General features: G+C 57.0%; 11 protein-coding genes and 3 tRNA genes. 10 read left to right on the top strand and 4 right to left on the bottom strand.

From position 1 onward, the window contains the following. Positions 1–49: 49 nt before the first annotated feature. The 8 genes from KFE13_RS00505 (at position 50) to KFE13_RS00470 (ending at position 5,106) form a co-directional block, all read left to right on the top strand. Entirely contained in the window at positions 50–679 is a 630-nt protein-coding gene (locus KFE13_RS00505; RefSeq protein ID WP_260705175.1) for a hypothetical protein, read from the top strand. 52 nt (positions 680–731) lie between these two features. Continuing rightward, positions 732–1,628, top strand: coding sequence for a phosphoribosylaminoimidazolesuccinocarboxamide synthase (locus KFE13_RS00500; protein ID WP_260705174.1), 897 nt, complete (start codon positions 732–734; stop codon positions 1,626–1,628). A gap of 13 nt (positions 1,629–1,641) precedes the next feature. Then, complete coding sequence (locus KFE13_RS00495) at positions 1,642–2,178, top strand: CvpA family protein (protein ID WP_260705173.1); 537 nt, start codon at positions 1,642–1,644, stop codon at positions 2,176–2,178. 50 nt (positions 2,179–2,228) lie between these two features. Beyond that, positions 2,229–2,519: a helix-turn-helix domain-containing protein gene (locus KFE13_RS00490; protein ID WP_260705172.1), complete on the top strand. Its 291-nt coding sequence runs from the start codon at positions 2,229–2,231 to the stop codon at positions 2,517–2,519. A 29-nt stretch (positions 2,520–2,548) separates the two neighbouring features. After that, the gene (locus KFE13_RS00485; protein WP_260705171.1) at positions 2,549–4,528 is read left to right on the top strand and encodes a type II and III secretion system protein; all 1,980 of its coding nucleotides are present in this window, start codon (positions 2,549–2,551) and stop codon (positions 4,526–4,528) included. Positions 4,529–4,623: 95 nt separating this feature from the next. Next, positions 4,624–4,698, top strand: a tRNA-Gly gene (locus KFE13_RS00480). Between the two features lie 65 nt (positions 4,699–4,763). Next, a tRNA-Cys gene (locus tag KFE13_RS00475) sits at positions 4,764–4,838 on the top strand. A gap of 179 nt (positions 4,839–5,017) precedes the next feature. Further along, a tRNA-Leu gene (locus KFE13_RS00470) sits at positions 5,018–5,106 on the top strand. A 954-nt stretch (positions 5,107–6,060) separates the two neighbouring features. Here KFE13_RS00470 and KFE13_RS00465 read toward each other — a convergent pair. Then, a complete protein-coding gene (locus KFE13_RS00465) occupies positions 6,061–8,478 on the bottom strand; it encodes a transglycosylase SLT domain-containing protein (protein ID WP_260705170.1) in 2,418 nt (805 codons plus the stop codon). 156 nt (positions 8,479–8,634) lie between these two features. Here KFE13_RS00465 and KFE13_RS00460 point away from each other — a divergent pair, with 156 nt between their 5' ends. Continuing rightward, positions 8,635–9,258, top strand: coding sequence for an RNA polymerase sigma factor (locus KFE13_RS00460; protein WP_260707003.1), 624 nt, complete (start codon positions 8,635–8,637; stop codon positions 9,256–9,258). Next, positions 9,255–9,500 carry an anti-sigma factor family protein gene (locus KFE13_RS00455; RefSeq protein WP_260705169.1) on the top strand — a complete coding sequence of 82 codons (246 nt, stop codon included), beginning with the start codon at positions 9,255–9,257 and terminating at the stop codon, positions 9,498–9,500. The genes KFE13_RS00460 and KFE13_RS00455 overlap by 4 nt, the downstream gene beginning before the upstream one ends. 80 nt (positions 9,501–9,580) lie before the next feature. Here the strand turns inward: KFE13_RS00455 and KFE13_RS00450 are convergent, their stop codons facing one another. From KFE13_RS00450 to KFE13_RS00440, 3 genes are all read right to left on the bottom strand, one after another. Next, complete coding sequence (locus KFE13_RS00450) at positions 9,581–10,270, bottom strand: lipid-binding SYLF domain-containing protein (RefSeq protein WP_260705168.1); 690 nt, start codon at positions 10,268–10,270, stop codon at positions 9,581–9,583. Positions 10,271–10,451: 181 nt separating this feature from the next. Beyond that, positions 10,452–11,168, bottom strand: coding sequence for an SDR family NAD(P)-dependent oxidoreductase (locus KFE13_RS00445; RefSeq protein ID WP_260705167.1), 717 nt, complete (start codon positions 11,166–11,168; stop codon positions 10,452–10,454). Positions 11,169–11,188: 20 nt separating this feature from the next. Continuing rightward, on the bottom strand, positions 11,189–12,574 hold the full coding sequence (locus KFE13_RS00440; protein WP_260705166.1) for an ArnT family glycosyltransferase: 1,386 nt from the start codon (positions 12,572–12,574) through the stop codon (positions 11,189–11,191). Between the last annotated feature and the right edge of the window lie 104 nt (positions 12,575–12,678).

Below are 12,678 nucleotides of genomic sequence, written 5' to 3'. Positions count from 1 at the left end.
CCGGCCACTCGCAACCATCCTTTCTCCGCTGCACTAAGCTACTCAGAGCATGCATTTTCCCCAGACCATCGGCCTGCTCCTTGCTGTGACTGCAGCGATGCTGGCCCTGCGTGCCTACTGGTTCCGCCTGCCCCGCAGGCTTGAGCGGTCGATTCTGCTGATCGCGATCGTGTTCGTCACACTGCGATTGGTCGCCGCAGCCACCCAGTGGTTCACTATTTCACCTTATTTAGACGCCCTGTTCTGTTGGGCTGCGGTCATCAGCTATGAAATCCTGTTGATTCGCTTCAGCCTTCTGCCTCCGCGCTGGCTTACATCCTTTAGCGCATTCGTGCTGCTGATTCCGATTTTTGGATCGACCCTGCTGTTTCCGCTGACGGGCCTCTTCGACACTTCACCGGCAGACATGTTCTCCATCGGCGGAAACTATATTGTTGAGCGCACTCCCTGGGACCCGACTTCCACTGGACACTCCGGCGTAGACCTTGTCGTCTTTTACAAGCCACCCTTTGCTCCCTTTCTTCGCCATCGCCTGCAACGTAGCTCTTTCAGCGATGAGGAATGCGATATCGCCGCCGCTACCGTCACCAGGCCACCAAACACGAAGTCGGTACGTTTCTACTGCCCTGGACGTTCCGGCAAACAAGCGGCAATCGACCTGGTCTTGCCTCTTCGATAACGCAGGCAGCTTCACAGCGATAACAACCCGGAAGGTGGTACCGTCAATAGTGATGCAGAACGCGCTTCTTGAAACCAGTCTCGGCTCGCTTCCTCTTACCGCACGCGGCAAAGTTCGCGACATCTACACGCTGAGCGAGCATGAGCTTCTTTTTGTGGCCTCTGACCGAATCTCGGCCTTCGATCATGTCCTGGCGACTGGCGTTCCCGACAAAGGCCGGATTCTTACCCAGCTCTCCTTGTTCTGGTTTGACTTCCTCAAGGACACGGTGCAGAACCATGTCCTGACGGCCGATCCCGCACAGTTCCCTGCTTCGCTGCAGCCATATCTGGATCAGCTTGCCGGACGCAGCATGATCGTACGCCGCGCGCAGATGTTTCCAGTCGAATGCGTCGTTCGTGCCTATCTCTCCGGCTCCGGCTGGAAGGACTATCAGGCAAATGGCTCGGTCTGTGGTATCAAGCTGCCTGCCGGACTGCGCGAGTCTGAGCGGCTGCCCGAGCCAATCTTTACTCCTGCGGCCAAGATCAATACAGGCGGCCATGATGAAAACATCTCCTTTGAGGCGGTCGTCTCCGCCATTGGTGCTGACTATGCCCAAGCCCTGCGCAAATTGACACTGGATATCTTCGAGAAGGCATCCAAGCATGCTGAGAGTCGTGGGCTTATCCTTGCCGACACGAAGTTCGAGTTTGGACTGATCGATGGGGAGATCGTGCTAGCCGATGAGGTCCTGACCCCGGACTCATCTCGATACTGGCCGGCGGACGGCTATGCGCCGGGCGGCCCGCAGCCATCGTTCGACAAGCAGTATGTCCGTGACTATCTTGAGTCCATCCGTTGGAATAAGCAGGCTCCAGCTCCGGCTCTGCCTGCGGATGTGGTCGAACGCACCAGGGCTAAGTATCTTGATGCCTACCGGCTGATTACCGGACGCACCACGCTCTAAAATACCGGTGCCAATGACACCTTTCGACTTGCTGTTGCTCACTCCGCTTGTCTACTCCACCGTGCAGGCTTTCCTGCGCGGTCTGGTGCGTGAGTTGTTCTCACTGATCGGGTTGATTGCGGGAGTCCTGCTTGCAGCATGGAACTATATGCAACTGGCAGCCCTTCTTAGTCGTGTGATTTCGAATCCTGCCATAGCTAACGTCGCGGCCTTTCTTTTAATTGCCATTGGGGTCATGATTGCGGCAACCGTCGCAGGGCGACTGGTTCACACTACAGCACATGCCATCGGACTGGGATTCTTCAACCGCCTGGGAGGAGCCGTCTTTGGGTTGCTGCGCGGCTGCCTGATCGGCGTTGCCATCCTGATGGCCATCAGCGCATTTCTGCCCGAAACGGCCTGGGTTAAAAATTCCCGGCTGGCACCCTATTTCCTTGCCGGGGCACATGCGGTATCCTTCGTTGTACCTCACGACCTTGCGCAACGGATTCTGGACGGGGCCTCACAGATCAAGCACAACACTGCCGACTGGATCAAGCAGCACAACTAAGGTCACAATGGGGAAGGTCGCACAGCAGACGACACGACAAGGAGTTCCCTTTGAAGCGCGAATTGGATGGTCTCGTTATTCAGATGCACAGTGCCGGCGTTTCCTATGCAGAGGCTGTTCGCCAGTTCAAACGGCGCTACATCTTCGAAGTTCTCGCGCATCATAAGGGCAACCAGTGCAAGGCCGCTGAAGAGTTGGGCATGCACCGCAATACACTGAGCCGCACACTCGCCGAGCTCGACCTGAACACTTCGCTGATTCGCAATGGCATGCGCCGTCCTCCAGTCAGCGAGCGGCCGCGTATCGAAAGCATCGCCCGTAGTCTGGTCGGCAGCCGTTAACTGCTAACGTTCGTCTAAATCAGCAGTCGATGATGCCCTGCCCACAAGACCGCGCGTTCAGCCTGCGGCAATCATTTGTCGCTTTTGCGCTCGCTATCTCGACTCTCAGCGCTTTTAGCTATGCGCAGCAGCCGGATGGGCAATCCGCAAACGAATCAAAGACCACGGCAGAATCATCAACCCAGCCTTCTTCTTCCAAACAGCCCAGTCCACGACAATTACGCGAGGCCGACGACAACTATCTGGCCGGAGCGCGATTACTCGACCGAGGTGATCTTGCCGGGGCCGAGGCACGCTTTGCGAAGGCCGCCTTGCTCAACCCTCAAAACGCCGACTATGTCCAGGGTGCCGTTTTGGCGCATGAGCATCGCATCTCGTCGCTCGTTTTGGAAGCCGGCAAAGCGCGCATGCTGGGTCATACGGATAAAGCTGAGAGCCTCCTGGCCGAGGCACGCAAACTCGATCCTGAAAGTAGTTCCATCGCTCAGTATGCGGGCACGCCTTCTCCATCCGCTTCGTTTCGTACGGAGATCAGGCCAATCAGCGATCCTCGATCGCAATGGCAGCAGAATTCTCAGGCTCTTGCGGGGCCGGTCACGTTGCTCCCTGCTTCAGGTAAACAAAGCTTCGAGATCAATGCTAGCGAGCAGCAGGTCATTACGCAGGTCTTCTCGCGCTTTGGTATACGTACCGTCTTTGATGACTCGCTGCCAAGCTCCAACATTCGCTTCAACCTCGATGACGTTGCCTACGAGCGTGCTTCGTCGGTCGTTCTCGATGTGACGAATACCTTTGCCGTACCGCTGGATCCGCACAGTGTCCTGATTGCGAAGGATACGGTTGAGAACCACCAGCGGCTCGAACGGCAGCTTGAGGAAACGATCTACGTGCCGGGATTTACCTCAGAGCAGATGAACGAGCTCGGTACTGTTGTTCGCAGTGTCTTTGACGTCAAACAGGCTAGCGTCCTTGCCACTTCTGGCAGCCTCGTCATACGTGCGCCAGAGGACACCATCACCGCGCTGAATCTTACCCTTGCCGACCTGGTCGAAGGAGCCGCCGAGGTCGTGCTCGACATCCGACTTTATATGGTTGATCGCACGCGTCAACGCAATATTGGCGCACAGCTGCCGCAGCAGATTGGCGTCTACAACGTCGACAGCGCGGCGCGCGATCTGGTGCAGCAGAATCAGGATCTCGTCAATCAGGCAATCTCGCAGGGACTGGTTCCGGCGAATGCCAGCAATATCCAAATTGCTCTGGCGCTCATCGCTTCAGGGCTGGTAAAGAGCTCGTTATTGAGCAATACCGTGGGCTTTTTCGGCGGGGGCCTCACGATGTCGGGGATCACAACGAATACGTCCACAAATTTTCAACTTTCACTGAATTCCAGTGATACCCGGGCACTCAACAGTATTCTGCTCCGCGCCAGTGACGGACAGACAGCCATTTTTCGATCTGGAACACGCTACCCTGTCATTACGGGCAGTTACACCAGCGGAATTACCGGCAACGCCTCTTCACTTGCCGGAACCACCATCAATGGAGTTAGCGCACAGAGTCTGCTCAATCAATATCTCGGCTCGTCCGGCTCCGTCACTATTCCGCAGTTTCAATATGAAGATCTGGGCCTCACGCTCGAGGCCAAACCCACCATTCAGCGATCGGGGCTGATCCGGTTGAATCTCAAACTAAAACTTGAGGCTCTTGCAGGTAGTGCGCTCAACAACATTCCCATTTTGGCCAATCGTCTGTACTCCTCGGATATCACCGTAGCTGAAGGTGAAAGTACGCTGATTGCCAGTTCTCTCAGCCGGTCCGAATCGGCTGCCGTAAGCGGTCTGCCTGGCCTGGGCGAGCTTCCCGGATTTCAGACAGCTACGGCAGATAAGACGACCGAGACGGACTCAAGTGAACTGGTTATGGTCATCACACCTCATGTCGTCCAGCATCGTTCTAACGCAACCGCGGGTCCTCGCATTGCATTCAATCAACGTCAATCGAATTAATCGGGATGTGTGGAACTTTGTGGATCGCATGGAGTTTCCTGGCTTTTGCAGGGTTTGACCGCTGGCCTCGGGGTCGATATACTTAGTCATGTTGAGCGGGAGTAGCTCAGTGGTAGAGTGCTTCCTTGCCAAGGAAGATGTCGCCGGTTCGACCCCGGTCTCCCGCTCCAAACATCCCCTGCCTGCGGTAAACTTCACATACAATTTGCAGGGCTGAAACAGAACGGCCCCAAGAGGCGCGGTACCCAAGTGGTAAGGGAGAGGTCTGCAAAACCTTTATGCGTCGGTTCGATCCCGACCCGCGCCTCCAAATTTCCCCTCAAAACAATCGCTGAGTCAAACTGGCTGAGTGCATTCGCGCATCGATGAGTCGATGGGCCATATGCATCGTGACGCAGAGTACAAGCCCAAGTTGTGAAGATCGGTTCCTGAAGACGAGCCGGATGAATCAATGCGTTAAGATACTAGAAGCCACTCTCAAAGCAATAAGCCCGGATGGTGAAATCGGCAGACACAGCGGACTTAAAATCCGCAGACCTTAACCGGTCGTGGGGGTTCAAGTCCCCCTCCGGGCACCAATAGAAGTGACTCCATGTCAAGGCCATGAGTAGTCCCCTCCCCCTGTACTAATTTGTGCAAAGTATTCCATTTATTGTGGTTATAAAGACACCCCCTTTTAATACCTGCGGACAAAACAAAAGGCCCGTCATCCGGGCCTTTGTTTCCTTGTTCTTTAACTATAGCTGGAAGCGTAGAGTGAATCGGCGCTCGAAACTTTGGGTTATATCATTGATACAGCGATCTTTATGAAAATCAGGGGGCTTGACCCAGCTTTTGTGGAAAAGCTGGGTCAGTGGGGTTTCCTGTAAACGATGTTCTTCTCCTGAAGCGTGTATTCGGCTGAGCAGGTACTGGAGCCACAGATCATGCTCTCAAGCCCGGCGCATTGCTGGCGGGTAATGAGTCCGAGAGAGCCACAAGCGGGACATGCCAGAACGGCCCAGTAGGGATTTTCAGGTTTGCCGAGGCTGCCGGCCTGTTCCAAAAGAAACAAAGTACCAGGCTGCATCTGTTCCGGAATCCATTCTTCAAGAAGATCCAACTCAGCGACCATAGAGACCCTTTCAGAGATTGACTGCGTTTTCTGAGGATGACGGTTCGCGTTACCGGCGCCTGCCTATGCGCCGGGGGCGGTAAGGCTTTGCGATCTGGTTGAGAGGGGACCTCCTTGTGGCTGACCAGATGTAGTGCACTACTTATGGTGCAGCATATCCGATTTCCCAGCGGTGTCAACTGTGGCTTTTGGGGAAGATGCCGGGGTGATTCCTTTTGAGCAATTTTTGTTGCTGGCGTGTGATTTTTTGGGAAGGGACGGGGTTTGTCGGCGCTCCTGATGACGGATTGCCTGCACTGGCAAAATGCGGGGGTTCCTCGGCTCGCTGCGCTCGGTCGGAATGACACTTCTTACTCTTGCTGATACTTCTTCCTCAGTTGACATCGTGGGTGCGAGGTAAAGCTATTGCAACGTTAAGCTATTTTGTGCTGTAGAGGGCCCTGTAGATTTCGCGGTTGCGGAGGATGGCCTGCACGTACTCGCGGGTTTCAGTGTACGGGATGGATTCGACGTACTCGGGTATGTCTTTGTACTCGCCGGTGAGCCACTGGCGGACAGGAGTATCTCCGGCGTTGTAGGCGGCGAGGGCATACTCCTGCTGACCACTGTAGCGATCGAGCACCTGGCGCAGGTTAATCGTACCCAGGCGGAGATTCATGGATGGGTCAAGAAGCTGTGAGGTCGAGAAGCCTTTGATTCCCTGCTTGCGAGCGAGCGACTTACCGACGGACGGAAGAAGCTGCATGAGGCCGTAAGCATTGGCGCGGCTGACGGCTCCTGGATTGAACTCGGACTCCTGCCGGATGAGCGCGGCGACCATATAGGGATCGAGGCCGTTCTTTTCCGAGTTGGCGACGAGGTCGCCCCAGTAGGGCTTGGGGAAAAGCAGGTGCCAGTAGACGGTGGGGACCTGATCGAGGGGGAGCGCGAAGAAGGAGATTCCGCTACGCTTCATGGACTGCAACGAGCGCGGGACTTCGCCGTAGGAGGCGTAGATTTCGGCCTGTGCAAGAGCTCCCCACTCGTCCGAGGTGGGGCTGGCCTGAATTTCGGGTCCGATGTATTCGTTGAGCGCCGCGTTGGCGAGGAGGCGGGCCTTGATGAGGTGCGGCTCGTTTTCGGGGAGATCGCCGGTGAGCGGAGGAACGGTTGGGCGGCGGACGGAAGCGAGCGGAGCGGCGGGAGGAACCGCTGTAGCCTGACTGCCGATGACGGCGAGGCGTTTGCGCGCGAGATTGCCGTAGTAGTAGTTGACGTAGGCCGCAGAGAGGGCGCGGTAGTAGTTGGCTGCCTGACCGAGGTTGTGCTCTTCGTCTTCGTAGATACGACCGCGCCAGTAGATGGCGCTGGGGATCTCGATGCCACCGCCGTAACGCTGAATCTGCTCGTCCATGAGGCGGGCGGCTTCGGTGTAGTTGCGCAAGCGATAGTTCATCCAGGCAGCGCGCCAGTGCGCTGAGGGCGCATAGGTGCTCTTGGGGAACATCTGCACGAGGAGCTGGTAGTGGTAGATGGCCTGCTGGGAGTCGTGCTTGAGCAGATACATGTTGCCACCGGAATAGAGAGCCTCTTCGAGCCAGCGGCTGGTTGGGAAGCGTTTGACGATCTGGTCGATGGCGGCGGCGTGCTCGTCCTGCTTGTTTTCGGCGCGAGAGATTTCGGCGAGCATGTAGAGCCGGGCGGCTGCGGTGTCGTCGGCGGTTGCGGGGAGACGCTCAACCTCGCTACGGCCGATGCGTTTGAGCTTCATCTCGCAGACGGCAGAGTAGATGGCGAGGGCGTCGCGGTCGGCCTGGGAAAGGCTGGAGTCGTTGCGGGCGATCTCGTGATATTCCTGACTGGCCTCGTTGTAACGCTTGGCGTTGAAGAGGGCGTCGGCATGGGCCTTGCGCTCTGTGGCGTTGAGCGGGAGGCTCATCGCATCGAGCTGCTGGCGTGCCTGCGGGGCTTCGACGCTGAGCGGGAATTTAGCGTAGATACCGCGGTAGATGGGAGCGGCGTGGCCGGCATCGCGGGCGAGCTGGTAGGCGCGGCCGAGGATGTAACGGAAGTCGCTGTGGTCTCCGATGGGAGTTTGCGTAAGAGGCTGCAGGACGGCGAGGGCTCCCTGCGGGTTGTTCTGCTGGATATAGGCCGTGGCCAGAAGGACGGGGGCGTTGGCGACGAAGATGCTGTCGGGATGGCGGTCAGCGAAGTGGTCGAGGAGGGCGTAGGCGTCTGCTCCGCGAGCGGCCTGGAGGGCGGCCTGTGCTCCGAGGTAGTCAGCGTAGTCGTCGAGTGCGTTGCCGCTGACGTTGGCCTGGCGGAAGGCAGCCTGTGCGTCGGTATAACGGCGGTCGAGCATGTAGGCGTGGCCGATGGCGAGCCAGGCGGTAGCGGCTCCGTCGCCGGGGTGGGAGCGCGTGTAGGCCTGGACTCCAGCGTAGGCAGGTGCGGAACGCGTGGAGGCAAGCTGTTGGGCCATGGGTCGAAGCTGTTCGGTGGCATGGAAAGCTGAAGTGAGACGGATCGTTTGCGCGGTAGGCCTGGACTTTCGCGCTTTGGAGAGAGTGGTCTTTTTGCCGGTGGATCTGGCGTGCGATGAGGTGGTTTTGCTGGAGGGGGCTTTCTTAGCGGAAGCGGTAGCGGAGGTCTTGCTGGTCTTCTTCTTTGTTGTGCTGGATGCGCTTTGCCCAGCAGCTTCGGTGACGCTCACGGAGAGCGTGGTGATCAGCAATGAACCAAGCAGAACCCATCTCAAGAAAACAGCGCAGCCCTTCAACATCCCCTCGCTTTGCGGCAGACCCACAACTTCAACTTTATGCTGTGGCGTGCCGCTGATGATTGGACTCTTCAAGGCGGAATCTGGACAGGTACATCGGCGAAGGAATGGCATGCGGTTGGGAGGTAAGGACTTTGCCCTTGGAGTCAGTGGGATTTATGATGAGAAGAGGATCAAATCAGTCCGAATCGAATCAGTAGATTCAGTCAGGATTAACGCACCTTTTTGCTCATGCCAGCCATCCAATCCCCAGGTACGGAAGAGATACACCCAGACGTTGCTCTGGTAGAGCGCGCTAAAGGTGGAGATACGGCAGCTTTCGAGCAGCTGGTCAGGCAGTACGAACGCCAGATCTTCCGGGTAGCGCAGCATATTACACAGAACCGTGAAGACGCTGAAGACATTACGCAGGACACCTTCCTCAAGGCTTACGAGAAGCTGGAGCAGTTCCAGGGAAACTCGAAGTTCTCGACTTGGCTTGTCCGAATCGCTGTCAACGAAAGCCTCATGCGGCTGCGTAAGCGCAAGACAAGCAAGACCGTCTCCATGGACGAGGACGTTCAGACAGAAGAAGGGTCCATTCCGCGCGACTTTGCCGAGTGGCGACCGAATCCAGAACAGCTTTACGATCAGAACGAGCTTGGAAACATCCTCCGGAAGACGATTCAGGGTCTCCCTCCCGGATTTCGGACTGTCTTTACGCTGCGCGATATCGAAAACCTCTCCACGGAAGAGACTGCGGAGGCACTGGGCTTGAGTGTACCCGCTGTAAAATCGCGCCTGCTGCGTGCGCGCTTACAATTGCGCGAACGGCTTAGCAGGTACTTTGGCCGCAAGGAGGGGCAACCGGCATGAACTGCACAGATTTTCTGAGTCAGCTGACCGACTACTTCGATGGAGAGATCAGCCCTGAGCTGCTGGCGGAAGTGCGCGCGCATCTGGGTGAGTGTTCGCATTGCAAGGTCGTCGTAAATACGACGCGTCAGACGATCGAGGTCTATCGCGGCAACGAGATCTACGATGTCTCCGATGAGTTGCGCGAGAGGCTGCACACAGCGATTATGGCCAAGTGCATGGACGCCCGGAAACGCGCCTGATTTTTCCGTTTTCTTTGCCAATTAAAATTTCAAAGGGCTTCAGTCATAGCGACTGAAGCCCTTTGAGTTTGTTGGGGAAGTTATTTGGTGTGGTGCGGGCTGACTTTGCGCAACTCAGCGAGAAGCGTGCGGGCCGCTGCAGGAGCCTTCACCTTGCCACCGAAGACGATGTCGTTAGCGCTCAGTTCCTTGCCGTAGAGGGCCTTGTTAGCACCATCGTCGGAGCGCATGGTGGAGCCTTCAAGCGAGATGCCCGCGAAGACACCCTGTGCACGCGACCAGGACAGAATCTGTGCCTTGAGGACGGCGTCTGTTGCAGCGCTGGCATCGCGGCCCACAGGACCTGCGGCAGCGGAGGCATCTGCACCAATCTTGACCTTGCTGGACATCACGGACTTTGCACCGGAATCGTTCATAACGAGCAGCACAAAATCGGTAGCCTGCCCGCCAATCTGGAGACCAAAGCTGGCGCCTTCGAGTGCAAACATAGCCGGAGCGCTCCAGGGGCCGTTGTAATTGGAGCCGGTACGGCATGTAATTACACCGCGACCATAGCTTCCACCCACGATGAAGGCTGCTTTTTTGACCGACGGATAGACGATGACGCAATACGACTTATCGATCAGATCGTGGGGAATTCCTTTATCGGGCATTTCGATGACGTCGCGCAGTACCTGACCGGCCTCTTTGAGGCGCTCCTGCTCTTTTTGCTGGGCGATCAGAGGTGCGCTCAGCAGCATACACATCGATAATGCAATGAGTTTTTTCATCACTATTCTCTCCTTAAGTCTTTCCCTGTTTCGTACTCTCAAGAACCCGGCTTGTAACGAACTTATCTAGGGGTACCACGGATACGACGTCTGCTGGAGGTTATATAGTTGCTTGAGCTTATTGCAACGCTAAAAGATTAAATCTTTATAGAAAGCAAAGAGTTGCATAGAGCAGGGAAATTTAACTCTTCCCGTAGACAGGGATAGAGGCACCGTGGATGAGACTGGCTCGATCGCTGGCGAGAAAAAGGATGACATCTGCGATCTGCTCGGGTTTCGACCACTGGTCGAACTTTGCGCTGCTCATCGCTGAGCGGTTGGCCTGGGTATCGATAATGCTGGGAAGAACGGAATTCACGCGAATGCCGGTTCCCTTGAGGTCGGCGGCGAGGGAATCTATCAAAGCGACGGCTGCAGCCTTTGAGGATGCGTATGCAGATGCTCCGGCGGCGTGATCGACGGCTGCCTTAGAGGCGATGTTGATGAAGATGCCGCTTCCCTGCCGAAGCATGGATGGGATAGCGGAGTGCGCAAGCAGGAGCCCGGAACGGAAGTTGAGATTGAACTGCTGGTCGAAGACTTTGAGGTCCGTCTCCCAAAGAGAAACCCCGCCAGCATAGGAGCCGACGCAGTTTACCAGCACATCGAGTTGACCATGCTGCTTGACGATGTCGCCGATGAGCGAGATCACCGCGCTGCTGTCCGTCACATCGACCTGCGCACCTTCAAGGTTCTGAGCCAGCGTAGCGGCTTGCTTGAGTGCATCGAACTCGGATGAATTGCGATAGGTTGCGACGACCTTGGCTCCTTCGGCGAGGAAGGCCATACTCACGGAGCGTCCCAGGCCACCGGTTCCCCCTGCGACGAGGACGACCTTGTTTGCGAGATCGATGTTCATCGTTAAACTCCCTTTGAATACTAAGCTTCTTTTTCCGCAAAGATGCTGCTGAAAAAGGCGCCCGCCCATACCTGCAGCAGAGGATAGAACTCGAGCGTGTAACGCGGTTCGGAGTTATCGAGCGTCAGCAGCAGCGCGCACCGGAGCAGAACGAAGGCCATCATCGACCATGCAAGGACGCTGTATCCTGCCCAGCCGCTGCGTCTCCAGAGCCATAGCCCCAGACCGCCGAGAACGAGATACGCAAGGTTGAGCAGACCGTAGGCCGCGGCAAAGAGGGTCTTCCAGGGATGCAGTCCCCAGCGCCACCACTCAAGGCCAACAGAGAGCATCTCTGTGCGCGGGCGGAGGAGCATGTTGAGGAGCCGAGCTACTGGAAGAGCTACGTAATAGCGGATGGGGTCATCCGCTATGCGCTCGCGCGCAAGAGAGTCAAAGCTCTGGTCAAGCTGCGGAGTGACGTTGGAGTCTTCGTTGTATTTAGAGAGCAATGCCGCTACACGGTTGTACTGCTCCTGGTTATCAAAGGCGCGTGACGGGATGTAAGCGATATCGATTGGATTGCCGTCCCAGTTCCAGTAGACCCGTTCGGTCGAAGCGAACTCGATAGCCCAAGTGCGGTACCAGCGCGGAAAGCCCGTCCAGACGGCTTCGCCGGGGTCCGTGGCATGGCGTGGCGCAAGGGGTTGGAAGACATGAAAGGTATGCCAGTTGCGCATGGTCCACGGTACGAGCGGAAGGACGGTGCAGAGAGCGGCAGCCAGCACGGGGGCACTGCCGGGTGCTCCGTGACTGCGGAGGACGAGCCAGAGCATGGCTGGAACGATCACTGCGGCGAGGAGTCCCTGTTCAGGACGTAGAAGTATGGTGTAGGCCAGTGCGGCGGCGATGATCCAGAGCCAGCGGTTCCATCCTGAGCCGTTGGCGTTCCAGCGCTCAAGTCCGTAGAAGGCTAATGCTATGCAGAAGAGAGTGAGGACCTCGGTGAGCGGAGCGGCGACGTAGTTCGCAGTGAAGGGACAGAGGGCGCTGATCCATAAGACGGCGATGCCTGCTCGGCTACCGAACAAGCGGCGGGCGAGCCCCGCGACAAGGAGGCAGGTGGCAAGATCGATCAGGCACTGAACGATCATGACTTGCGTATAGTGGTCGACGCCGAAGAGTTTGAAGCAGAGAGCCAGGAAAATTGGATAGCCGGGCAGGCGGATGAGCGTTGGATCGGCTCCGGTGGCGGTGCGGGCAAAGCCGTAGACGCCGAACTGCATCCAATTTTTGGCAATGTCTCCGTAGAGCAGGGTGTCCCCTGCGATGCGGGCGGCGTTGGTAATAAAGAGCAGCCGGAGAGCGAACCCGAGCGCAAGAGCGGCTCCGATCTGAATACGCGGCCTGGCCTGTATGTCGGACATGTAGCAGCATGATAACCGCTTCGCGCAAAATGAGTTGTGGTTCGTTGACTGGCCAGCGTCTCATGCATAGGATGGCTGTAGACGTTCGCCAATCAGAACGCGCC

The sequence above is a fragment of the Edaphobacter flagellatus genome, assembly GCF_025264665.1.
In the GTDB taxonomy this organism is placed as follows: domain Bacteria; phylum Acidobacteriota; class Terriglobia; order Terriglobales; family Acidobacteriaceae; genus Edaphobacter; species Edaphobacter flagellatus.
The sequence above is the reverse complement of the archived record's forward strand: the minus strand, read 5'-3'. Positions and strand labels throughout refer to the sequence as shown.